Annotated in this window: 15 protein-coding genes; 9 read left to right on the forward strand and 6 right to left on the reverse strand. The window is 69.3% G+C overall.

Annotated elements, in window-relative coordinates; genetic code table 11:
• Window positions 1–128 precede the first annotated feature (128 nt).
• A complete protein-coding gene (locus tag ACWCRB_RS26435) occupies window positions 129–887 on the forward strand; it encodes an IclR family transcriptional regulator (RefSeq protein WP_450998406.1) in 759 nt (252 codons plus the stop codon).
• A 107-nt stretch (window positions 888–994) separates the two neighbouring features.
• On the forward strand, window positions 995–2,179 hold the full coding sequence (locus tag ACWCRB_RS26440; protein ID WP_450998407.1) for a PP2C family protein-serine/threonine phosphatase: 1,185 nt from the start codon (window positions 995–997) through the stop codon (window positions 2,177–2,179).
• Here the strand turns inward: ACWCRB_RS26440 and ACWCRB_RS26445 are convergent.
• The 3 genes from ACWCRB_RS26445 to ACWCRB_RS26455 form a co-directional block, all read right to left on the reverse strand.
• On the reverse strand, window positions 2,151–3,647 hold the full coding sequence (locus tag ACWCRB_RS26445) for a family 43 glycosylhydrolase (protein ID WP_450998408.1): 1,497 nt from the start codon (window positions 3,645–3,647) through the stop codon (window positions 2,151–2,153). The two genes, ACWCRB_RS26440 and ACWCRB_RS26445, sit on opposite strands and share 29 nt — an antisense overlap.
• Window positions 3,648–3,671: 24 nt before the next feature.
• Window positions 3,672–6,956: a discoidin domain-containing protein gene (locus ACWCRB_RS26450; protein WP_450998409.1), complete on the reverse strand. Its 3,285-nt coding sequence runs from the start codon at window positions 6,954–6,956 to the stop codon at window positions 3,672–3,674.
• Between the two features lie 124 nt (window positions 6,957–7,080).
• A complete protein-coding gene (locus ACWCRB_RS26455) occupies window positions 7,081–8,109 on the reverse strand; it encodes a LacI family DNA-binding transcriptional regulator (protein WP_450998410.1) in 1,029 nt (342 codons plus the stop codon).
• A gap of 235 nt (window positions 8,110–8,344) precedes the next feature.
• Between ACWCRB_RS26455 and ACWCRB_RS26460 the strand changes: the two genes are divergently transcribed.
• The 5 genes from ACWCRB_RS26460 (at window position 8,345) to ACWCRB_RS26480 (ending at window position 15,670) form a co-directional block, all read left to right on the forward strand.
• Window positions 8,345–9,640: an ABC transporter substrate-binding protein gene (locus ACWCRB_RS26460; RefSeq protein ID WP_450998411.1), complete on the forward strand. Its 1,296-nt coding sequence runs from the start codon at window positions 8,345–8,347 to the stop codon at window positions 9,638–9,640.
• Between the two features lie 114 nt (window positions 9,641–9,754).
• On the forward strand, window positions 9,755–10,627 hold the full coding sequence (locus ACWCRB_RS26465; RefSeq protein ID WP_450998412.1) for a carbohydrate ABC transporter permease: 873 nt from the start codon (window positions 9,755–9,757) through the stop codon (window positions 10,625–10,627).
• 14 nt (window positions 10,628–10,641) lie between these two features.
• Entirely contained in the window at window positions 10,642–11,463 is an 822-nt protein-coding gene (locus ACWCRB_RS26470) for a carbohydrate ABC transporter permease (protein WP_369030103.1), read from the forward strand.
• Window positions 11,464–11,521: 58 nt separating this feature from the next.
• A complete protein-coding gene (locus ACWCRB_RS26475) occupies window positions 11,522–13,483 on the forward strand; it encodes a glycoside hydrolase family 127 protein (RefSeq protein ID WP_450998413.1) in 1,962 nt (653 codons plus the stop codon).
• 36 nt (window positions 13,484–13,519) lie between these two features.
• Window positions 13,520–15,670, forward strand: coding sequence for a glycoside hydrolase family 127 protein (locus ACWCRB_RS26480; protein ID WP_450998414.1), 2,151 nt, complete (start codon window positions 13,520–13,522; stop codon window positions 15,668–15,670).
• A 26-nt stretch (window positions 15,671–15,696) separates the two neighbouring features.
• Here the strand turns inward: ACWCRB_RS26480 and ACWCRB_RS26485 are convergent, their stop codons facing one another.
• Together ACWCRB_RS26485 and ACWCRB_RS26490 are read right to left on the reverse strand one after the other, a co-directional pair.
• Window positions 15,697–15,912 (reverse strand): superinfection immunity protein, encoded by a 216-nt coding sequence (locus tag ACWCRB_RS26485; RefSeq protein WP_369030101.1) that lies wholly within the window; start codon window positions 15,910–15,912, stop codon window positions 15,697–15,699.
• Window positions 15,913–16,004: 92 nt separating this feature from the next.
• Window positions 16,005–19,205 carry a glycoside hydrolase gene (locus tag ACWCRB_RS26490; RefSeq protein ID WP_450998415.1) on the reverse strand — a complete coding sequence of 1,067 codons (3,201 nt, stop codon included), beginning with the start codon at window positions 19,203–19,205 and terminating at the stop codon, window positions 16,005–16,007.
• Window positions 19,206–19,350: 145 nt separating this feature from the next.
• Between ACWCRB_RS26490 and ACWCRB_RS26495 the strand changes: the two genes are divergently transcribed.
• Both ACWCRB_RS26495 and ACWCRB_RS26500 read left to right on the forward strand, forming a co-directional pair.
• On the forward strand, window positions 19,351–19,977 hold the full coding sequence (locus ACWCRB_RS26495) for a hypothetical protein (RefSeq protein ID WP_450998416.1): 627 nt from the start codon (window positions 19,351–19,353) through the stop codon (window positions 19,975–19,977).
• 111 nt (window positions 19,978–20,088) lie between these two features.
• Window positions 20,089–21,816 carry a hypothetical protein gene (locus ACWCRB_RS26500; protein ID WP_450998417.1) on the forward strand — a complete coding sequence of 576 codons (1,728 nt, stop codon included), beginning with the start codon at window positions 20,089–20,091 and terminating at the stop codon, window positions 21,814–21,816.
• A gap of 92 nt (window positions 21,817–21,908) precedes the next feature.
• Here ACWCRB_RS26500 and ACWCRB_RS26505 read toward each other — a convergent pair whose 3' ends face one another.
• A complete protein-coding gene (locus ACWCRB_RS26505) occupies window positions 21,909–22,562 on the reverse strand; it encodes a cutinase family protein (protein WP_450998418.1) in 654 nt (217 codons plus the stop codon).
• Window positions 22,563–22,577 lie beyond the last annotated feature (15 nt).

Consider the following 22,577-nt stretch of genomic DNA (forward strand, 5'->3'; position numbering starts at 1 on the left):
AGCGGGGGTCTGGGGGCGGAGCCCCCAGGGATGGGACGGGTAGGGGCGGCGGGGGCGAGAACAAGTGCTGGCGCGCCCCTCGCCGCGCACGCCTTGCCCGTGCCGCACGCCGGGCGCACGCTGGTCCCATGGGTGCGCACGAAGGCCCCACGCTCATCACCTCCGTCCAGCGGGCCTTCCGCCTGCTGGAGGCGGTGAGCGCGCACGAGAACGGCGCGCCGGCCAAGCAGCTGGCACGCGAGACGGGGCTGCCCCTGGCCACCGCCTACCACCTGCTGCGGACCCTGGTCCACGACGGCTACCTGCGGAAACTGGACGACGGCGGGTTCATCCTCGGCGACAAGTTCCAGACCCTGCGGACCACGGGCCGGGGGCAGGCGCTGCTCAGCCGGGTCCGTCCCACGCTGGCCGCGCTGCGCGACGAGCTGGCGACAGCCGCCTACCTCACCTTCTACGAGGAGGGCGAGATCAGGGTCGCCGAGATCGTCGACGGTCCGCGGGCGCCCCGCGTCGATCTGTGGGTCGGGTTCGAGGACGCCGGCCACGCCACCGCGCTGGGCAAGTCCGTCCTGCGTGAACTGGACGAGGACTCCCGCAAGGACTACCTCTCCCGCCACCACCTCGCCGACCTCACCCCGAGAACGATCACCAGCCCGCCGGAACTGCTCCGGCGTATCGACTCCTCACCGGTGGCCCCGGCCGTCACGGACCTGGAGGAGTACTCCCTCGGCACGGTCTGTGTCGCCGTCCCCGTCTACCGGGGCGACACGCTCGGCTCGCTCGGCGTGTCCATGCCGGTGGACCGGCTCTCCCGGCTGCCGGAGATCCGGGCCCGGCTGATGCCGATCGCGGACCGTGTGACCAGGAGTCTCTCGCTCACTATCTGAAAATCCGCTCCTTGTTTCCGACCCGGTTGATCGCGTTTCCTGATTACTGGATGAAACAGGCATATCGGGGGCTCGCCCCGTACACAGGTGAGGACTGCGGACGGAACATGAGTCAGGCCCGACACCATGACGGCGACCACTGGCCGATGCGGACGTTCAGGACCCGCATGGCCGCACTGCCGATCCTGCCCGCCCTGCCCGTGCTGATCGTCGCCGGCGTCGTCCTCGGCGACCTCGTCGGTGGGGCCGGGAGCAGCTGGCTGCCGCTGCTCGCCGCCGGGCCCGCACTGGCCGCCACCACCAACGGTCCGCGCGGTGTCCTGTACGTCGGCCTCCTCGCCGGGGTGCTCGGCGCGACGCTCGGCAGCTGGGACGGCGTACCGGCCCGTGAGCTGGCCGCCGTACTGTCCGCCCTGGCCGCCGTCACCCTGGCGAGCGGCCTGGCCAGCGCGCTGCGCGGACGCCGGGAGCGGGTCCTCGACGCCGTCCGCTCGGTCGCCGAGACCGCCCAGCACGCCCTGCTCGTCCCCGTCCCGGCGACGGTCGGCCCCTTCCAGGTGGCCGTCCGCTACAGCGCGGCGGCGGCCGAGGCCCGGATCGGCGGTGATCTGTACGCGCTGATACCCACGCCGTACGGGGTGAGACTGATCGTCGGCGATGTGCGTGGCAAGGGGCTGCCTGCCGTGGGGACTGCCGCGCTGGTGCTCGGCGTCTTCCGGGAGGCCGCGTACGACGAGCCCGATCTGCTCGCCGTCGTCGACCGCATCGAGCGGAGCCTCGCCCGCAACCTCGGCCCGGACGACTTCGTCACCGCCGTGGTCGCCGGATACCCGAGGACGGGACACCTGGAGGTGGTGAACTGCGGCCACGCGCCGCCGCTGCTCGTCCACGCCTCGGGCGAGGTCGCGGCCGTGGAGCCCGCGCACCCGGCCCCGCCCCTCGGCCTGCGCGCCCTCACCGGGCACACCCCCGACCTGCACGTACTGCCCTTCGCCGACGGCGACCAGCTCCTGCTGTACACCGACGGGGTCACCGAGGCCCGCGACCGGGGCCGCGCCTTCTACCCGCTCGACGAAGGACTGGCCCGCCACGCCTCCGACGAGCCCGCCCGCACTCTCGACGCGCTCCACGAGGAACTGCTGGACCACGTGGGCGGCCGGCTCCACGACGACGCGGCGCTGCTCCTGATCCGCAAACCGACGGTCCGGGAAGTGGTGGTTCCCGAACCGACGGTCTGCGGAGCGACAGGTTACGAGTCCGCGGTCACTCGCCCGACGGCGCGGTCAGCGTGACGCCCAGGGCGACCGGCGTACCGAAGTTCGGTGTGCCGTCGGCGTTCCAGGTGAACTTCTGCGCCCTGGTGGTGCGGTTCATGTCGCAGCCGCCCGAGGTGGAGTTGTTGGCGTGGTAGACGATCCAGTCCTCCGTCCCGTCAGGTGACTTGAAGAACCCGTTGTGGCCCGGCCCGTACACGCCGTTGGCGTTGGAGCGCTGGAAGACCGGGTTCGGTGACTTGACCCAGGAGGCGGAGTTGAGCGGGTCGCCGGTTCCGTTGTACGTCAGCATTCCCAGCTTGTAGTCGGGCGTGGAGCAGTGGCTGGCCGAGTAGACGATGAACGTCCTGCCGTTCCGCTGGAGCACCTCGGCGCCCTCGTTGACCGCGCCGCCGACCGTCTCCCAGCTGTAGGTCGGGGTCGACAGGATCCGGCGGGTGCCGCTCGCGGTCCACGGGTTGGACAGCGGCCGGATGAACATGGGCTGCGAGCCGTTGTAGAACGTCCCGAGGAGATAGAGCTGACCGTTCAACTGGAGGATGCCCGGGTCGAGTTCCCAGGTGTTGTCCTGGGTCGGGTCGAGCAGGTCGGCCTTGAAGGAGTAGGGGCCCATCGGGTCCAGGCCGGCGCTCTCCAGTACGTGGATGCGCTGGGTGCCCAGGTCGTACGGCTCCCGCCCGGCCGTGTAGTAGAAGTACCACCGCTTGCCGTTCGGGCCGTCGAGCAGATGGAACTCCGGGGCCCACATCGTGCCCGCCCCGTTGGGCCGGGTCAGGTTGAAGATCACCTGGTCGGTGGCGGTCGCGAGCCCGGCGAGGGTGCTCGCCTTGCGCATGGTGACCGTCGAGTTCCAGGTGGTCGTGGCGAGGTAGTAGTAGCCGTCGTAGTACGTCAGCCAGGGGTCGGGCCCGTGCTGGGAGAGCGGGTTGGTGAAGGTGCGCGTGCCGGTGCCGTCGCTGATGAAGCCGGGCAGCCGCCACACCCTGCCGTTGGCGGCGGCGCACGGGAGTTGTACGAGGTTGGTGTTGGAGGCGGACGAACCGCCGCTGGGCGTCACGCACTTGCCGGAGGAGACGGACACGATGTTGAAGGTCTTGTCGGTGCCGGAGACCGTCACCGGAACGAGCCGCCACTGCTGGTTCGTTCCGTTGTGGCAGGGCCACTGGATGATCGTGGCGTTGTCCGCCGTGGACGCCCCGAAGACGTCCACGCACTGACCGGACTGCGTGGTGATCGTGTACGTGTCGGACGTCCCCGCGACCGGGGTGTAGCCGAAGTTCTGGTTGGCGCCGGAGCTGCACGTGAACGCGCGCAGTTGCGTCGCGTTGGTCGTCGAACCGCCGGGCAGGTCAAGGCAGTTGCCGCCGTTCTGGTTCACGCCCGTCGAGCCGAACGTGACGGCGGCGGACGCGGGCGGCGCCACCAGGAGGGCGACCACCATGGCGAGCACGGCGACGAGTACGGCCGTACATCTGGAACGGGTCACTTCAGGCACATCCCTTCTCATCCCTCAGGGGCCGTACGCCTTGACTTCGAGGAGTCCGACGGAGCTGCTGCCGGTGGCGGTGAGCAGCACCCGTAGCCGGGTGGTGCTGGTGGCGGTGAAGGTGACGGGGTTGTACTGGTTCTTGGCGAGTGAGTAGGCGCTCGCACCGGGCACGTCCACGTACGCGCTGCCGTTCCAGTACTGGAGCTTCCAGGCCGAGGGCATGTCGATGCCCTGGTCGTCGTCGAAGAAGTACACGTCGGCCCTGTTGAGGGTCTTCGCGGCCGGCCAGGTCAGCTCGGCCCACTGCTGGCCCGTCTCCGGCCAGGTGCCCCAGCGCGGGTTCACCGTGTCGTTGGACGAGGGCGGATCGATGCCGTCGTTGAGCGCGGCGACGCTCTCCCAGGCGGAGGTGTAGGACGCGGACGGTGTCGCCGAGGACGCCTGGTTGGCCGGTGGCTGTGGCGGCTGGACACCGCCCCGGTTGAAGACCTTGACCTCGGTGAGGCCCGTCTTCGCGCCGGAGGCGTTGGTGGCCAGGACGCGGACGCGCTGGGCGGTGACCGCCGGGAACTGCACCAGGTTGTAGTTGGCGCGCGGAGCGGTCGGGGTCCTGGTCTGGCTCGGCGCGTTCACCCATGAACTGCCGTCGTAGTACTGGATGGTGTACGCGGACGGCGCCCGGTAGGTCGTACTGGCAGGGCGGCTGTCCTTGAAGTACAGGCGCACCTCGTTGAGCGTGCGGGCCGCGCCGAAGTTCAGCTCGTACCAGTCCTGGCTGTTGGCGGAGCCGCCGGCGCCCCAGAACGGCTCGTTGGTCGGATAGCCGTCGACCGCGCCCGACACCGAGCTGCCCGACCCGGTGTACGAGGCCGAAGTCGTCGCCCCGGCAGCCAGGTTGGTCAGATCGGCGGTGAGGTCGACGCCCGCCTTGGCCAGCATGTCGACCATACGGGGACTGCTCTGGACGACCTGGTTGGGTGCCTGGAGTCCGGCGACCGCCGTGTTGTAGGTGACCGTGCCGTTCGTCGTCACGGCACCGGTCGCCGGGTCCCAGGTGAAGGGCACCAGGGAGTTGACGGTGGCGGCCCGGTTGCCGTTGACGTAGATCGAGTAGCCCTCCGGGACGCCCGGGTAGCGCACGACACCGTCGGCCGGGTCGTCCCAGACGATCGACAGATCGGCGTTGCGGTAGCGGAGGTTGTTGACGGTGAAGTGGCTCCAGCCGATGTCGATCGGGGAGAGTTCCACCTTGGCATCGCTGCGCGGCCGGAGACCGGCGACGTCCTCGATCACCGTCCAGTTGCTGCTGCCCAGGATGTTGTGGTGGATCCAGGACCGGTAGTCGATGGAGCTGCCGTTCCAGTCGGCCCAGAACTCGTTGGCGTCGGGCCACTGGGTGTTGCCGCCGACGTACTGCGCCCAGGTGTTCCAGTACAGGAGCTTCTTGTAGTCGGTCGCGCTCATCCACGAGTTGGGGTAGTTGCGCAACACCGACGAGTACAGCCGGAATTGAACCGTGGAGTTGATGGTCGAGAAGTTGTTGGAACCCGGCTCCCCGGCGTCGGCCGCCGCCTGCTTGTCGACCTGGTTGGCCGTGTAGAAGGGGAAGATCGGGTACTGGGCCGGGTCGTCGTACAGGCGCAACGCCTGCTTGTAGGCAGTGGTGTTGGGGACGGCTCCGACGGAGAACGGGTAGTAGTTGTTGATCTCCTTCCAGGGCACCCACTCGTTCGTCGACTTCAACCGGTGCTCGAACAACTGCCGGTTGGGGTTCCACAGCACGTTGACGATGGCGTCCTTGATCTGCGTCGCGAGCGTGCGCATCTCGGTCGCCTTGGCCGTGTTGCCGATCGCCTCGTAGGCCTGCGCGGCGGCCAGGGCGCCGCTGTACTGGTAGGCGGACTCGGCGCGGTCCATGTTGCCGGGCTTCCAGTGGAAGGAGACCGCGTCGGCGTCGTTGCCGGTCAGTGCGCCCCAGTCGTACTCGATGAGCTTGTTGTTGTCGTGGTCGTAGTAGGAGAGTTGGCCCTTGACGTCGCCCTCGGCGTAGCGCGCCAGGTTGGCGGCGATGCCGGGCTGGCCGCCGTGGATCTGGTAGCTCTTCCAGGCCGCCTCGGCGATGTACTGGGTGTAGCTGTTGGACCAGTTCTCCGGGTCACCCGGGTTGTCGAGGAACCGCCCGCCCTTGGAGGTCTGGCCGACGCTCAGCCAGTCCCCGTACGCGTAGGCCGGGTTGCGCAGATACTTCAGGTCGTCGATGTGCATCGGCTGGGTGAGCGCGATCGCGTTGTTGTAGCCGAGGACGCCCTCGGTCGACGTCGGGAACTGGAAGGTCTGCCCGGGGATGTCGGCGTCCAGGTTGTTGAAGCGCATCAGCCACCAGCGGTAGTAGACGCTCTTCTTGATCGCCGGTTCCGGTACGTCGATGTACGGCACGTTCTGCGCCCACCACAGGTTGTACGCCCTGACGTGCGTTGCGAAGGCGGTCGCGTTCGAGTAGCCCGCGTAGGCGTTGTACTCGGTGAGCGACTCGGGGATCTCGTCGGTGACGAAGCCCATCACGACCTTCGCGGTCACCGTGGCCCCGGCCGCGACCGTCACCGAGCGGTTGAGGCCGCCGCTGGAGACCGTGAAACCGTCGCCGGTGAGGCGGGGGCGGAGGGTGGTCAGGTTGTTGTACGCGTTCACCTGGCCGGTCAGCTCGCTGCCGGTGCCCGTGGTGGCATACGGCGAAGTGGCCCGCAGTTGCAGGGTCGTTGAGCTGCTGCCGGTGTTCCTGATCGACAGGCTGGTCACGGCCACGTTGTTGTCGGTGATGAACTTGGTCTGGTTGACCGTGACCGACCCGCTGGTGTGGACGCTGTTCCAGTGGCTGGGCATCTGGCGGCGCTGGGCGACCTGTTCGGTGAAGGTGCCCGGGCTGATCGCGACGGCGTAGGCGTTCTGGTTGTTGACGCTCTCCCAGTAGGCGACGCTGCCGCCGAAGCCGAGCACCGCCGGATTGTGGGTCTTCATGAACAGGGCACGGCCACGGCTCATCAGCCAGGGTCCTGCCGGGTCGTCGCCGGTACGGGCGAGCAGCCGGTCCATCCAGAAGTCGGTGCCCGAACTCTCCGCGTCGTAGATGGACTTCATCATGTCGCCGGTGGTGTGGGCGACGGGCGGGGCCGGGATCGCGGGTCCGCTGAAGGTGGGGAACCCGATGGTCTGCGCGGCGCGAGCGGGGGTCGCGGTGAGGGCGGAACAGGCCACGAGCGCCAGGACGATCAGGAGGCGCTGTAAGGCGGGTTCGATTCGTCTTCGCATCGGATGGCTCCCCTTTGCTGAAACGACCTAAAAGGTTTTCGCAACGTAGGAGCGAGCTGATGGAGTGTCAAGAGTGGTGGTCGAGAGCCCAGTTCATCGACAGCGGGATTCAGGACAGCGGGATTCAGGACAGCGGTGCCGTCGAGCCCCGGATCACCACCCGGCAGGGCAGCGCCTCGATGCCCGAGCGCCGGCCCCCGCCGATCGCGGTGAACAGGGCGTGCGCGGCGGCCCGGCCGACCTGTTCGAGGTTCATGTCGACGCTGGTCAGCGGCGGCCGGGCGCCGGAGGTCAGGACGTGCCAGTCGTCGAAGCCCATGACCGACACGTCCTCCGGGACCCGCCGGCCGCGCTCGCGCAGTACGTCCATGGCGCCGCGCGCTATCTGGTCGTTGCCGCACAGCACCGCGTCGACGTCCGCGTGCCGGTCGAGCAGCAGCGCGGTGGCCGCCCGCCCCCAGCCCTCCGACCAGGCCCCGAACCGGGGCTCCTCGACCGGGGTCAGACCGGCGTCGGCGAGCGCGGCCAGGGCGCCCTCGGACCGCTCCCGCGCCGCGAGATACCCGGGGTCGCCGGTGATGTGCGCGATCCGGGTACGCCCGCACGCCAGCAGGTGGGTCACGGCGATCCGGCCGGCGTCGACGTTGTCGGGGACGATGGACAGATCGTCCGGGTCGTCCGACGGGGCGTACGCGTAGACCACCGGGACCGGCAGCTCCCGGCCCAGGGACGGACGCGGATCGGTCCGGCTGCCCACGACGATCAGACCGTCGACCCGGCGGCCCAACAGCGCCCGCACATGGTGCTGTTCGCGGATCGCGTCCCCCCGGGCGTCGCACAGGAACACGGCGACCTCGCCCGCCCCGAAGGCGTCCTCGGCGCCCATGAGGATCGGGATGCTGAACCGGCCCTCCAGGTCGCTGGTGAGCAGCCCGACCGTGCCGGTGCGCCCGGCGAGCAGACCGCGCGCCAGCTGGTTCGGGCGGAACGAGAGCCGCTCGGCCGCGTCGACCACCCGCTGCCGGGTCTCGGCGCGCACCTGGCTGCGGCCGTTGAGGGCCTTGGACGCGGTGGCGATGGACACGCCCGCCAGCCGGGCCACGTCGCTGAGGGTGGCGGGCTGCGAACGAGAGGGGCCGGTGGCCTGTGCCATGGATGAACTCCTGTCTCGCCTTGCGTGCGTAAACCGTACGCGAGTTGTTTCGGCCGAGGTGGCTCCCGAGCACTTTCACAGGTTTCGGCACGCGCGGCGGGTGTGACATCGGGCCCCGACTTCCCTTCTGTGCAAGGGGATTGACGGGCCGTGAGCCTAGTCCTAGCTTCAGAAAGCCTTTTCGGTTTCTTTCCGGCGCGGAACCCACACGAGGGGGATCCTTATGGGGATCGTTATGGGGCACAGAGTTGCCACCGCCGCCGTCGCGCTTCTCGCCGCCGTGAGCCTGGTCACCGCCTGCGGTTCCGGCGACAACGGCTCGAACGGTGGAGGAGGGGGTGGCGGGGGAGCGGCCGGTGCCACCGGCGTCGACGACGGCGCCACGCTGACGATGTGGACCCGGGCGGCGACCCGGCCGCAGAGCGAGGCACTGGTCAAGGCGTACAACGCGAGCCACAAGAACAAGGTCGAGCTGACCGTCGTCCCCACCGACGACTACCAGGCCAAGGTCGGCGCGGCGGCCGGCTCCAAGGACCTGCCCGACCTCTTCGCCTCCGACGTGGTGTTCGTCCCGAACTACACCTCCAGCGGCCTCTTCGCCGACCTCACCGAACGCATCGACGCCCTGCCCTTCGCCGACAGCCTCGCCCCGTCCCACATCAAGGCGGGCACGTACGAGGACCGGAAGTACGTCGTCCCGCACACCCTCGATCTGTCGGTCCTCTTCTACAACAAGGACCTCTACCGGCAGGCGAAACTCGACCCCGAGAAGCCGCCCACCACCCTCGCCGAGTGGGACCAGCAGGCCCGCGCCGTGGACGCGCTCGGCGGCGGCGTCAACGGCACGTTCTTCGGCGGGAACTGCGGCGGCTGCGGAGTCTTCACCTGGTGGCCGTCCATCTGGGCCGCCGGGGAGGACGTGCTGAACGCGGACGGCACCGAGGCGACGCTGGACTCCGCCACCGCGAAGAAGGTGTACGACACCTACCGGGGCTGGGTCGACGACGACATCGTCGCCCCCGGCGCCCGCGACGAGACCGGCGCGACCTGGACCGGGGTCTTCCCGAAGGGGCAGGTCGGGGTCATGCCGATGCCCTCGACCACGCTGGGCCTGATGCCGAAGGACCTGGACCTCGGTGTCGCGCCCATCCCCGGACCCGACGGCGGCAAGTCCACCTTCGTCGGCGGCGACGCCATCGGCGTCTCCGCCACCAGCGAGTCGGCCGACCAGGCCTGGAACTTCCTTGCATGGTCCCTGGGCGACAGGGCACAGGTCGATGTGGTCGCCGCGCACAAGGACGTGGTGGCGCGGGCGGATCTGGCGTCCAACAAGTACTCGGACGCGGATCCGAGGCTCGTGACCATCAACGAGCTGGTGGGGGACGGGCGTACTCCGTACGCCTTGAAGTTCGGCCAGACCTTCAACGACCCGAACGGGCCCTGGCTGAGCTTGATGCGGGATGCGGTGTTCGGTGATGGGTCGGATGTGGAGAAGGACAACGACGCGGTGAGTGCGTCGCTGGCGGACTGAAGGGTTGTCTGCGGGTGCGTGGGGGCTGGTCGCGCAGTTCCCCGCGCCCCTGAAGGGCGGGGCTGCGCCCCTGCCCTTCAGCGGCACAGATGGCCGACTCTGTAAAGGAGCCTCATGCGCACCCGCAAGGCCCAGGGCCTCGCCTACGCCGCCCCCACCGCCGTCTTCGTCACCGTCTTCTTCCTCCTACCCCTACTCCTCGTAGGCCAGATGTCCCTCAGCGACTGGCCCCTCCTCGCCGGTGACCGGGGCCTCAACACCCCCGAGAACTACACCGACGCCACCGACACCACCCTCTTCTGGCCGGCCGTCCGCTTCACGCTTCTCTACACCGTGATCGTCACGGTCATCCTCCTCGGCCTCGCCCTCCTCCTCGCCCTGCTCGTGCAGGAGTCCCGACCGGCGGCGGGCTTCTTCCGTACGGTCTACTTCCTGCCCAGCGCCCTCGGGCTCGCCTCCGCGTCGCTGCTCTTCTGGGGGCTGTACAGCCCGACCACCGGCCCCCTCAGCCGCATCCTCGAAAACCTGGGCCTCGTCGACGACCCGGTGTCCTTCCTCGGTACCCCGACCTCCGCCCTCCTCTCGACCGTCTTCCTCATCGTCTGGAAGTTCGCCGGGTTCTACATGCTGATCCTTCTCGTGGGCCTCCAGCGCATCCCCCACGACGTGTTCGAGGCGGCCCGGATGGACGGCGCGAGCCGGGGACAGATCTTCCGCTCCATCACGCTGCCGCTCCTGCGCCCGTCCATCGCGCTGACGCTGCTGCTCTGCGTGACCGGATCCCTGCTGGCCTTCGACCAGTTCTTCGTCCTCACCAAGGGCGGACCGGACAACAGCACCGTCACCGTCGTCCAGTTGATCTACCGGGAGGCCTTCCAGCGGATGAACCTCGGTACGGCGGCGGCCCTTTCGGTGATCGTCCTGGCCGTACTGCTGCTCCTCAACGCCCTCCAGTTCCGCGGTCTGCGCCGCGCCGACGAGTCATGAGAGGGGCCCCGACCGTGCTGACCCGAGCCCTCGGCCGTACGCCCTACTACGTCGTCGCCGGAGGGCTGGCCGTCATCTTCCTCTTCCCTCTGGTGTGGAACGCCTGGGCCTCGGTCAGCGGACAACCCGGCACCGCACAGGAGTCCGGCTACGGCCTCGGCAACTACCGGACGCTCCTCGACTACGACGCGGGCCTGTGGCAGTACTTCCTCAACAGCACCGTCGTCTCCGCGCTCACCGTCGCCCTGACCCTCGGGGTGTCCCTGCTGGGCGGATACGCCTTCGCCCGCTTCGACTTCCCGGGAAAGAACCTGCTGTTCCTGCTGACGCTGGCCATCCTCATGGTCCCGTACGCCACCCTCCTCATCCCTCTCTATGTGCTGCTCGGCCGGCTCCACCTCCAGAACTCGCTCATCGGGCTGAGCCTCGTCCTGACCATGTTCCAACTGCCGTTCGCCACCTTCATGATGCGGATCTCCTTCGAGGCGGTACCGCGTGAACTGGAGGAGTCGGCACTCGTCGACGGCTGCGGTACGGCGGGTGCGCTGCGCCGGGTGCTACTCCCGGCCGTACGACCGGGGTTGATCACCGTCGGCCTGTTCGCGTTCCTCGCCGCCTGGAACGACTTCATCGCCCCGCTGATCCTCATCTCCGACAGTGAGAAGGCCCCTCTGCCGCTGGCCGTCGCCAACCTCCGGCAGCAGAGCATGGGCGCCGTCGACTACGGCGCCACCGAGGCCGGTGTGGTGGTCCTCGCGGTGCCCTGCCTCCTGCTCTTCCTGCTGCTGCAACGGCACTACGTACGGGGCTTCATGTCGGGCGCGCTGAAGGGCTGACGCTGAAGACTGACGACGAACCGGACGACCCTGACGACCGGATGAAAGGCATCAATTGGTGAGCGAGAACCGAGAGTTGTCGACCGTACTGCCCGTGGCCCCGACCCGGGGACGGCTGCGTCCGCTGGGTCTGGACGAGGTCAGGATCACGGGCGGATTCTGGGCCCGGCGCAGGGAGACCAACGCCACCGCCACGCTCGCCCACTGCCGTGACTGGATGGAACGCGTCGGCTGGACCGGCAACTTCCGGGCCGTCGCCGAGGGCCGCATCCAACACGATCGGCACGGAAGGGAGTTCGCGGACTCGGAGGTCTACAAGCTCCTCGAAGCGATGGCCTGGCAGGCTGCCTGTGGCACCGGCGCCGCGCTCGACCCGGACATCGCCGCCCTCACCGAGGCCGTCGCATCCGCCCAGGAACCGGACGGCTATCTGAACACCGCCTTCGGCCACCCGGGGCAGCAGCCCCGCTACAGCGACCTCGAATGGGGTCACGAGCTGTACTGCTACGGGTTCTTGATCCAGGCAGGCGTCGCCCAAGCCCGGGCTCGGGGCGGGGGAGAGGGAAAGGGAGAGCTGACGAAAGTCGCCCTACGCGCCGCCGACCACATCTGCGCCACCTTCGGCCGGGGCGGCATCGAGCGCGTCTGCGGCCACGCGGAGATCGAGATGGCCCTCGTGGAACTGGCCCGGCTGACCGGCGAGCAACGCTATCTCGACCAGGCCGCGTTGTTCATCGACCGCCGAGGCCAAGGCACCCTGGCCGACGGCGAGTTCGGCCGTGTCTACCACCAGGACGACGTGCCCGTACGGGATGCCATGGCGCTGCGCGGTCACGCCGTCCGCGCCCTCTATCTCGCGTCCGGCGCGGTCGACGTGGCCGTCGAGACGGGAGATGAGGAACTGCTCGCGGCGGTCGTACGGCAGTGGGAGGCCGGGGTCGCCCGGCGCACCTATCTGACCGGCGGCATGGGCTCGCACCACCGCGACGAGGCCTTCGGCGACGACTTCGTCCTCCCGCCCGACCGCGCCTACTCGGAGACCTGCGCCGGCGTCGCCTCCGTCCAGCTCGGCTGGCGGCTGCTCCTGGCCACCGGCGACCCGCGCTACGCCGACCTCGCCGAGCGAACCCTGTTCAACGTGGTCGCCACCTCCCCGTCCGAGGACGGCCGGTCCTTCTTCTACGCCAACACCCTGCACCGGCGCCACCGGGGCGCCGTACCCGCCGCCGACGAGGTGAGTCCGCGCGCCCAATCGAGCCTGCGTGCCCCCTGGTTCGCGGTCTCCTGCTGCCCGACGAACGTGGCCCGCACCCTGGCCCAGCTCCCCGCCTACCTCGCCACGGCCGACGACCAGGGCGTCCAGCTCCACCAGTACGCCGACGCGGAGATCACCACGACCCTCACCGGCGGCCACACGGTCGCCCTCAGCGTCCGCACCGACTACCCGTCCGGCGGCAACGTGACGGTACGGATCGACAGCTCGCCCCCGGCCCACCCGTGGACCCTGTCGCTGCGTGTCCCCGCCTGGACGGAGGGCGCCACCGCCTACCTGGTCGACCCGGACGGAACCTGCCGTACGGTCGACCCGGGGACTGCGGAGATCACCCGTATGTTCGTCCCCGGCGACGAGATACGGCTCGAACTCCCCGTGGCCCCACGGTGGATCGCGCCGGACCCGCGCATCGACGCCGTGCGCGGCACGGTCGCCGTCCAGCGCGGCCCGCTGGTGTACTGCGCCGAGTCCGTGGACCTGCCGGACGGACATGAGGTGGACGCCGTACGGGTGGATCCGTCCGTCGAGCCGGAGGACGGGCCGGAAGGCACCGTGGTCGCGCCGGGTGAACTCGTCGAGCAGGCCGAGGTCGATCCGAGCCAGGCCGCATGGCCGTACCGGCCACTGGACCGGGCCACCGTTTCCGCCGCCGAGCGCGCGGGAATCGTCCTGGTCCCCTACAACTCCTGGGCGAACCGCGGCCCTTCGACGATGCGCGTGTGGCTGCCGACGACCACAGAGCCGTAAACCCCGGTCCCCCGAACCCCACGATCGGAGCCCGAGATGAACCAACCCCCCACCCGTAGAGGCCTGTTGAGACTCGCGGCCGGAAGTGCGGCCGCCACACCCCTTGCGTACGCGATACCGGCGGCGCACGCGGCCGCCCCGGAGTTACCCGCGTCAGGTGCCACCCTCCCCACGCTCGCCCCGCCCGCCACCTGGGTTGTACACCCCTTCCCCCTCGACCAAGTCACCCTGGGCGAAGGCGTGTTCCGCCGTAAGCGCGACCTGATGCTGGAGTACGCCAGGGCCTACCCGGCTGACCGCATCCTGGCCGTCTTCCGCGCCAACGCCGGGCTCGACACCCGGGGCGCGCAGCCGCCCGGCGGCTGGGAGACCGCCGACGGCAATCTGCGCGGCCACTTCGGCGGTCACTTCCTCACCCTCGTGGCGCAGGCGTACGCCGACACCCGCGAGGCCGCGCTGAAGACCAAGCTCGACTATCTGGTCACCGCGCTCGGCGAGTGCCAACAGGCCCTGGCCGACCACGGATCGCCGAGACCGAGCCACCCCGGATACCTCGCGGCGTACCCGGAGACGCAGTTCGTCCTGCTGGAGAGCTACACGACCTACCCCACCATCTGGGCGCCCTACTACACCTGCCACAAGATCATGCGCGGCCTCCTCGACGCCCACACCCTGACCGGAAACCAGCAGGCCCTGACCATCGTCTCGAAGATGGGCGACTGGGTGCACAGCAGGCTGAGCCGTCTGCCCCAGGCGCAGTTGGAGCGGATGTGGTCGATCTACATCGCCGGTGAGTACGGCGGTATGAACGAGGTACTGGCCGATCTGTACGCCCTCACAGGCCGGGCGGAACACCTCGCCGCCGCCCGATGCTTCGACAACACCGCGCTACTGGACGCCTGCGCCGAGAACCGTGACATCCTCGACGGCCGACACGCCAACCAGCACATCCCCCAATTCACCGGCTATGTACGGCTGTTCGACCACACGGGGGAGACGGAGTACGCCACCGCCGCCCGCAACTTCTGGGGCATGGTCGCGGGTCCCCGGACGTACAGCCTGGGCGGCACGGGTCAGGGGGAGATGTTCCGGGCGCGGAACGCGATCGCGGCGACCCTCGGCGACAACAACGCCGAGACCTGTGCGACGTACAACATGCTGAAACTGAGCCGGCAGTTGTTCTTCCACACCCCCGACCCCGCCTACCTGGACTACTACGAGCGGGGGTTGACCAACCACATCCTCGCCTCCCGCCGGGACGCCCGCAGTTCGGACAGTCCGGAGGTCACGTACTTCGTCGGGATGGGTCCGGGAGTCGTGCGCGAGTTCGGCAACACCGGTACGTGCTGCGGCGGTACGGGGATGGAGAACCACACCAAGTACCAGGACTCGGTGTACTTCCGCTCAGCCGACGGTAACGCGCTGTACGTGAATCTCTATCTCGCGTCGACCCTGCGCTGGCCGGAGCGGAGCCTGGTCGTCGAGCAGACGAGCGACTATCCGGCCGAGGGCGTCCGTACCCTGATCTTCCGCGAGGGCGGCGGCAACCTCGATCTCAAGCTCCGGGTGCCGTCCTGGGCCACGGGAGGCTTCGCCGTCGCGGTCAACGGGGTTCCGCAGGCGGCGACTTCCGCACCCGGCAGCTACCTCACCCTGAGCCGGAACTGGCAGCCCGGCGACCGGATCACCGTCTCCGCCCCCTACCGACTGCGCGTCGAACGGGCCTTGGACGACCCCACGGTCCAGTCACTGTTCTACGGACCGGTCCTGCTGGTCGCCCGGAGCCAGGCCACGACCTTGCGCACCTTCTCCTTCTACAAGGACTTCACGCTGCGCGGCGACCTCGCCGCCACGGTGAGGCCCGAGGGCCGTCCGTTGCACTTCACCACGCACGGTCTGACCCTGGCCCCCTTCCACATCGCCGACACCGCCCGCTACCACGCCTACTTCAAGCGCTCCGAGCCCGTCGTGGTGTTCGGCACGGCGACCTCCGGCGTACCGAACCGCGCCCGCCCGGACGGCCTGACCTTCCTCGACGTGCTCTGGGAGCGGGCTCCCTTCGCCACCCAGGGGGCCTTCCTGGACGCGGTCCGGGTCCTCGCCGACGGTTGGCTGGCGCAGGGGCTGTTCAGCCGGACGGAGCGGGACGCGGTCGTCGCCGCCGTCCGGGCGAACCTGAGGCGTTGACGCCTGTGGAGCCGCAGAGCCAGCCGTCAGGCAAGACTCTCCGCCGTGTCCTTGACCTTCTTCGGCGCGCGGAGAGCCAGGTAGAGAGCGACACCCCACCCGATGACCGATCCGCCGAGGAACACATTGATGATGAGGATCAGCCACCGGTCCTTCGACCCACGGTTGAATGCGATGTACGACGGCAGCAGATAAAGCACGGCAAGAGCCAAAATGACGACTGCGGTCAGTGCACTTCCCACAACTCACACCCCAACTGGAACGGTATTTTGCAAACCGCAACTCTATGCTGCCATGTGCATAACAGGCCAGATTCGGCGTGTTGTCAGTGTCGTCAGCGTCGTACGAGTGCGATCCGGTACGTCGTCGTCCGCGTCCCGTCCTCACCGGTCACCGTGACGACGGCCCGCGTCCGGCCGTGCTCGCGGATCGTCTCGACCGTGACGTTCGCGTAGGGGTCGCGAGCCGTCGCCGTGACCACGGCCCGCGCCGGATCGCGGGTCGTGGCCCGGTAGCCGGTCGTCCCCGGGTCGAAGGCCGCGACCGGGACTCCGGCCACTTCGATCGACGCGGCGGCCGAATCCGAGGAGACGCCGGGGGACTTGGCGTACACCTCGACCTCGCTCATCGTGACGTAACCGCCCTGACGCGCCGTCATGACCACACGCACCCCGGTCGCCGGCCCCGCCGCCAGCGGTACGTCGATCACCGGCGTGCCCTCGGTCCCGACCGGGACGGGGTCGCCCGCGTCGGTCCATGTGCCGCTGTCGGCGTCCTGGACCTGCACCTTGAGGCTCTCCGGGAAGGACGCGTTGGACCCGTCCCGGTGGAAGTACGCGACGATCCTGCTCAGATCGCGGGCCTTCGGCAGCGTGAACGTGACGGTGTCCGAGGGGTTCTTGGTGTTCCCCGGCTTCCAGTTGGACCACGCCTTCTCCGACAGGTCGCCGTTGCGCAGCCGCTCCGCCGAGTAGCCGCTCTCGGTGAAGGTGGCGGCGACGGAGACGTCCGGGCCGGGCGCGATGTTCGTCGCCACCGGCTCCGTGACCTGGACGCGTACGGTCGCGTCGGCCGCACCGCCGCCGACGATCCGGGCGGTGCCGTGGAGAGTGACGACCCCGGTCGTGCCGTACGCCCCATCGGGCGCCGGGTCCCAGGTCACCGGCAGGTCGGTCCGGCCGCCGTGCGCGCCGACGCCGACGACCGTGGTGGGCAACTCCGGTTGGCCGCCCAGGTAGGTCTTGGCACGGCCGGGCAGGGTCGAGGCGATCGTGTCGACGGTGACGACCGCCGTCGCCGGGACGGTGCGTCCGAGCGCGTCGGTCGCCTCACCCCTGACCCGTACGGTCCCGGGATGACGCCAGGCCCGGTCCGACGGCACGTTCCACACGACGGGGAGGGCGCCCCGGGAACCGTCCCGGAACACCGGCGTCACCGTGGTCGGCAGCTCGGGCCGCAGACCGGGGACGGTGAACACCTTGGCGGACTCGGTGCGCAGGACCGTCTCGTCGGGCACCGCCCAGCGCTGGTTCGCGGCCGAAGTCGGCGTGTACGTCGACACCTTGGCGCCGTCCGCCGAAGACTGGCCGGTGACATCGAGCAGGCGGCCGGTGGCGGCGTTGACGAAGGTCCAGGTGTTGTCGCCGGTGGTCGACAGGATCCACTGGGCGGCGGCGTCGGGCTCTCCGGTCGGCGGGTCTTCCAGCACGGCCAGGTTGTCGCGTACGGCGAGTTGTCTCCCCGTCGTGGCGGTGGTGAGGGCGTAGCGTTCGCGGTTCTCGGTGCCGGGCGTCAACTGCCGTACGGACCAGAGCTGTTGGGGGTTCGTCGCGTCGGTCGTGCGGATGACGACGCCGGTGCCGTCGTCCGACGGAGTGAGCGACTTGCCGCTCTGGGCGCCCTGGAGCCGGTAGACGTGGCCGGGCTGTACGAGGGCCGCGTCCTTCGCCACGCCGCTGACACCCTCGACCAGGAAGGTCGTGACCGACTTCGCGGGGACGGTGAGCGTCGCCGACCTGCCCGTCACCGGAACCGGTGTGCCCTGTACGAGCGCGCCGTCGGCGCTCGTCACCACGGGCGTGACGGAGGCCTGGCGCCCGACCTTGCCGAAGCGGGAGAGATCGAGGGTCACGGAACGCGCGGTCGTGGCGCTGTTCACGTGGACCGCCGTCGCCGCGCGGCCGGACGCCTTCACTGCGGCGACCGTGGACGGATCGTCGGTCTTCACGAAGTGGTCGCCCGGGCGGATGTAGTGGGTGAAGTTCCTGATCGTGTGGAACTTCGTGTTGGCCTTGATCGGGCAGGTCTCCAGGGTGTCCGTGGCCGTGCAGTTGAACGGGACATGGATGCTGCCCCAGTTCTTGCCGGCGGCGGCCTGCGGGATCGAGTCCTCGACGGGCTGCCAGAACACCCAGGCGGAGGGCTCCAGTTCACGCATGTCGTCGACCATCCGGGTGGCGATGCCGAGCCCCGGGTCCATGCTCGTGAAGTCGGTGCCCGTGCCCCAGGTGCCCTCGACCTCGCTCATCCAGAGCTTCCGGTCGGCGCCCTTGGCGATGTCCCGGGCACTGGTGCGCTGTCCCGTGCCGTAGGTGTGCACGTTGAGCTGGTCGACGGCGGCCCGGGCCTCGGCGCTGTAGGCGTTCCAGTTCTGGGTGAAGATACCGGGGTTCGTCTCGTCCATCGCGGAGATCGTGGCGTCGGTCTGTGCCCCGGCCAGCGCCTTGTCGAGGGCGAGAATCACCTCCTGCTGGAGTCCCGGACCGGCGTGCGCGCCTTCCTGACGACCGCCCGTGGGCTGGCCGTCGGCACCCAACTGGGTACCCCAGTAGTTGGTGTTGGGCTCGTTGAGTGGATCGATGGTGTCGAACTCGATCCCGTGTCGCTTCTCCATCTCCTCGGTGACCTTCACCAGATAGGTCGCGAACTCGTCGACCCGGTCCGCGCGGATCTGGTCCGTGCTCGCGTCGAAGCCCCCGGAGACATATCCGCTGACCGTCTGGAACCAGGGCGGCGAGTTGCTGAACGCCTCCCAGGTGGTGACCTTGTCCTTGATCTGGTCCACCCACCAGCGCTGGCCCGCGTCGGCGTCCCAGTCCCAGTGGTCCGGGTTGTTCGGGTCCCACCAGTCCATGTCCTTCTGGGTGGTGCCCTCGGGCGCCTTCCAGAAGCCGTCCATGGTCGCGCCGGCCTTCATGTAGTTGGTGCGGACGTCCGGGGCGTTGCCGCCGCCGATGTTGTAGCGCGCGATGTTGAGCGCGAGCCCGTCGTCGCCGAACAGCATGTCCACCAGCTGTCTTCTCACGGGCTCCGGATAGCCGCCCGTCGCGTTGGCGAACCAGACGAGACTCGTGCCCCAGCCCTCGAACTCCTGCTGCTGGTACGACGGATCGATCCGTACCGTGACCGCGCTCTGTGCCGCCGGGCCCGCGTCCGCGCCCGCTGCGGACGGTGCGATCACGAGTCCCGCACCGAGCACCAGAGGAACCGCTGGAGCCAGTACCCGGACGAGGCGACGGCGATGCCGAGGGGACACGGCACTCCCTTCAACGGAGACGAATACACGGAGACGAACAGAACCGAACAGAAGGAATCGCGTTCACATGCTTGATTACGGGAATGAACACGTCAAGATGGTGGGCACGTTTCCTCTTCGGTCCTCCCCCCCCACAGGAGCCCCCATGAGTTCAGAGTCGAGTTCTCGGCGATCCCCTTGGCGCAACAAGGCAGTTGTGGCCGCCCTGGCAGCCGCGATGCTGGCAGGTCCCGGCATCGCACAGGCGGCACCGCAGCCGGCACCGGTCGCCGGCGAACGGGCCGCGGCGGCCACCATCACCTGGACCCTCGTCAGGGCGAGCAACCCCACGACGGACCAGCAGAGTGCGTACAACCTCATCACCACGGCCATGAACGCCGCCGTGGCCCGCTACAACAACCTCAGCGACCTCGGGAAGACCATCACCGTCCGCTACGAGCCCGGCGTGCCCACCGCGGACGGCAACATCAACGGGACCATCCGCTTCGGCAGCAACCGCAGTTACATGACCGAGCGGACCGCCCTGCACGAGATCGCCCACACGATAGGCGTGGGCACCAGCTCCGGCTGGTCCTCGCTGGGCGGCAGCGGCACCTGGACCGGCGCGCAAGCCACGGCGCTGGTACGGCAGTTCGACGGATCGAGCGCCAAGATCTCCACCGGCGGCGGCCACTTCTGGCCGTACGGCCTCAACTACGAGAACGAGTTCTCCGGTACGGCGGCCGATCGCCATGTCCGGATCGTCGCCGCGATGAAGGCCGACGGACTGTAGGCGGCCTGACGGGCATGAGGAGTTGGTGCCTGATGACAAAGGTGCCAACGGGAGCTGCGTTCTTGTGAGCACCGCCTGATCGCGTGGTCCCCGCGGTCCTACGGTCCCGCTATGAAGACGAGTCGCAGCAGAGGGAGTTCGTGGCGCAGCACCGCGCTTGCGGTGCTGCTGACCACCGGGACGCTCACCGTGGTGGCCCCGGACGCGCGAGGTGAAAGCACGCGCACCGAGGCCCCCGTGGCGTCGTCCAGCCCGGGTGCGGTCGCCGGGGTGACGGAGACGGTGGTCCGGGTGAAGGCACCGCTGCCGGCGTCCTTCGGGGCCCGGCCGGCGGCGTGCGACTGGCTGTCGTACCTGCGCTACCGCTCCTCCGACGGGCCCGCGTCTTCGGCCGACGCCGACCGGATCCTCGTCGCCCAGCCGGGCATCCTGGAAGGCGCCGGGGCCTTCGACAGCGTCGCCCGCAACACCGTGGCGCAGGCCGCCGAGCGCGGGCTGCACATCGAGTTCTGGGCGCTGGACCGGCGCTCCAACTGCCTGGAGGACCACACCGGTACCGACTCCGGCGACCAGCACACGGCCGTCGACTACTACTACCGGGGCAAGCAGGTCGAGGGCCGTACGTTCGCCGGGTTCCTCGGCAACGACAAGCTCGGATGGATGGCGAAACTCGGCATCGAGCAGACCGTCCGCGACCAATACGCCCTGCTCACCGCCGAGTTGCCCGACCAGGCGCTGCGCGAGGAGAAGGTGCTGTGCGGCGGGCACTCCCTGGGCGGGGTGATCACCGGGTACTTCGCGGTCGCCGACTTCGACGGCGACCCGGCCACGACGGCCGACGCCGGACACCGTCAGTGCGCGGGCTACTTCGCCCTCGACACCACCGTCTCCACCTCGCTCGCCGACCTGAGCGGCAGCATCCCGGACGACACCAACCTGCCCGACATCGGCCTCGGTTACGGCGTCGTCCAGGCCGGGCTCGACAGCGGAGTGCTGCCCCGTTCGCTGTCCGCGCCGGTCCTGCTCAACGCCGAGACGATGACCCTGCTGGCCATCGCGGGCCTGGGTGCCGTACGGGACGGGGGCGGCGAGGCCGACCTGCCGTCGTATCTGCCTGCCAACGTCAACATCGAGGCGACGAACCGCTTCCTGTTCTCCAAGGACGCCGGTGTCTTTCTCACCGGCACACCGGCCGTGAAGGACTTCCGGCTCACCAACGAGGCGGTGCTCGGCGCGCTGCTGGACGACAACTCCGTACCGCTGGCGTTCCTGCAGAGCAGCGTGGGGTTCTTCGACGGCGGGCCGATCGTGGACAAGACCTTCCCCGTCGCCAACGGCGGTGACCAGCAGCCGGGGCTGTTCGGCACCGCGTACAAGGCCATCCCGGACCGGCCGCACGGGCCGCTCTACACGTGGCGGAACTACGACCGCGTCGGCGATCCCGACGACCCCGGATACCGGTCGGCGGACGGGACGCCCTTCACCGGCGCGGGCAAGGAGGTCACCGACATCCAGGAGCTGGCCCGCAGTCTCGCCGAACAGCCGCTCGACTTCACCGAGCAGTACTTCCCGACCAAGCTGGTCACCGACCTCCAACTGGCCACCTCCCCGCAGGTGAAGCGGCTGATCGTGCACCCGGAGGGGCTCACCGCCAACCCGACACTCACCGTGCTCGCGGGCGACGGACTGCTCGCGGGCCGGGTCCCCGCCGACCTCGATCCCGTGGTCGCCGACGGCTACCAGCACCTTGATGTGCTGACCGCGGCTCCCGAGCAGAACAACGGCCGTCCGGAGCCCGTCTCCACGAGCCTCACGGAGTTCGCCCGGGATCCCCAGTAGGTCCCTCGCAGCTCCCCAAGAGTTCCCCCATGGAAGAAGGGCCCGGGAGGAATTTCCTCCCGGGCCCTTTCCTGCCCTGTACGGCCTTCGGCTCAGACCTTGGTCGCGGCGAAGTCGGCCGCCGCACCCGCGTTCGCGGTGTAGCCGAGGTGGGCCAGTACGTCGTCGCCGCCGTTCTCGCAGATGGGGTCGCCCTCGGCGCAGAAGTCGATGGTGCGGCTCTGGTAGGTGCCGGTGACGCTCTTGCCGATGGCCCGGATCGGGTTGCCGAACAGCAGCAACGCGGCGACCCTCGGCTCCAGCGCGGCCGGAATGGTGGCCACGATCGGGCTACCGACCACCGCGCCGGCGCTGCTGATTCCGACGGAGTTGTCGACGACGTTCGCGCCCTGCGAATATCCGACCAGAATGAAACGCTGGCTCGGACAGGAAGCCGCCTGGCTCCTGACGTGGTCCACCAGATCCGAGTTGCCCTGGGCGGCCGAGGTCAGGGAAAGGTCCGCCGGATAGTCCACCTTGTAGCTGGACAGGCTTTTGCCCGTCAGTTTCCGCTGGAGCGCGGAATACACCGGGTCGCCGACGATCGCGCCGAGCGTGCCCGGCTCGAACGTGCCCCGAGCAGCGACGACGTCGATGTCGGTACAGGCGGCGGCGGTCACGGCGGCGGACGCGGCGGGTGCCGGGACCGTGGTCAGTGCGGCCCCGCCGGCGAATGCGAGCGCGGCGAGACAGTAGCGGATAGGCATGGGGGATCCTTTGCG

Source organism: Streptomyces sp. NPDC002156 (assembly GCF_053593675.1).

Excerpts from the sequence above, each read along its gene's own strand:
- ACWCRB_RS26435 (WP_450998406.1), top strand. The coding sequence starts at position 129 with ATGGGTGCGCACGAAGGCCCCACGCTCATCACCTCCGTCCAGCGGGCC.
- ACWCRB_RS26440 (WP_450998407.1), top strand. The coding sequence starts at position 995 with ATGAGTCAGGCCCGACACCATGACGGCGACCACTGGCCGATGCGGACG.
- ACWCRB_RS26450 (WP_450998409.1), bottom strand. The coding sequence starts at position 6,956 with ATGCGAAGACGAATCGAACCCGCCTTACAGCGCCTCCTGATCGTCCTG.
- ACWCRB_RS26455 (WP_450998410.1), bottom strand. The coding sequence starts at position 8,109 with ATGGCACAGGCCACCGGCCCCTCTCGTTCGCAGCCCGCCACCCTCAGC.
- ACWCRB_RS26460 (WP_450998411.1), top strand. The coding sequence starts at position 8,345 with ATGGGGCACAGAGTTGCCACCGCCGCCGTCGCGCTTCTCGCCGCCGTG.
- ACWCRB_RS26465 (WP_450998412.1), top strand. The coding sequence starts at position 9,755 with ATGCGCACCCGCAAGGCCCAGGGCCTCGCCTACGCCGCCCCCACCGCC.
- ACWCRB_RS26480 (WP_450998414.1), top strand. The coding sequence starts at position 13,520 with ATGAACCAACCCCCCACCCGTAGAGGCCTGTTGAGACTCGCGGCCGGA.
- ACWCRB_RS26495 (WP_450998416.1), top strand. The coding sequence starts at position 19,351 with ATGAGTTCAGAGTCGAGTTCTCGGCGATCCCCTTGGCGCAACAAGGCA.
- ACWCRB_RS26500 (WP_450998417.1), top strand. The coding sequence starts at position 20,089 with ATGAAGACGAGTCGCAGCAGAGGGAGTTCGTGGCGCAGCACCGCGCTT.
- ACWCRB_RS26505 (WP_450998418.1), bottom strand. The coding sequence starts at position 22,562 with ATGCCTATCCGCTACTGTCTCGCCGCGCTCGCATTCGCCGGCGGGGCC.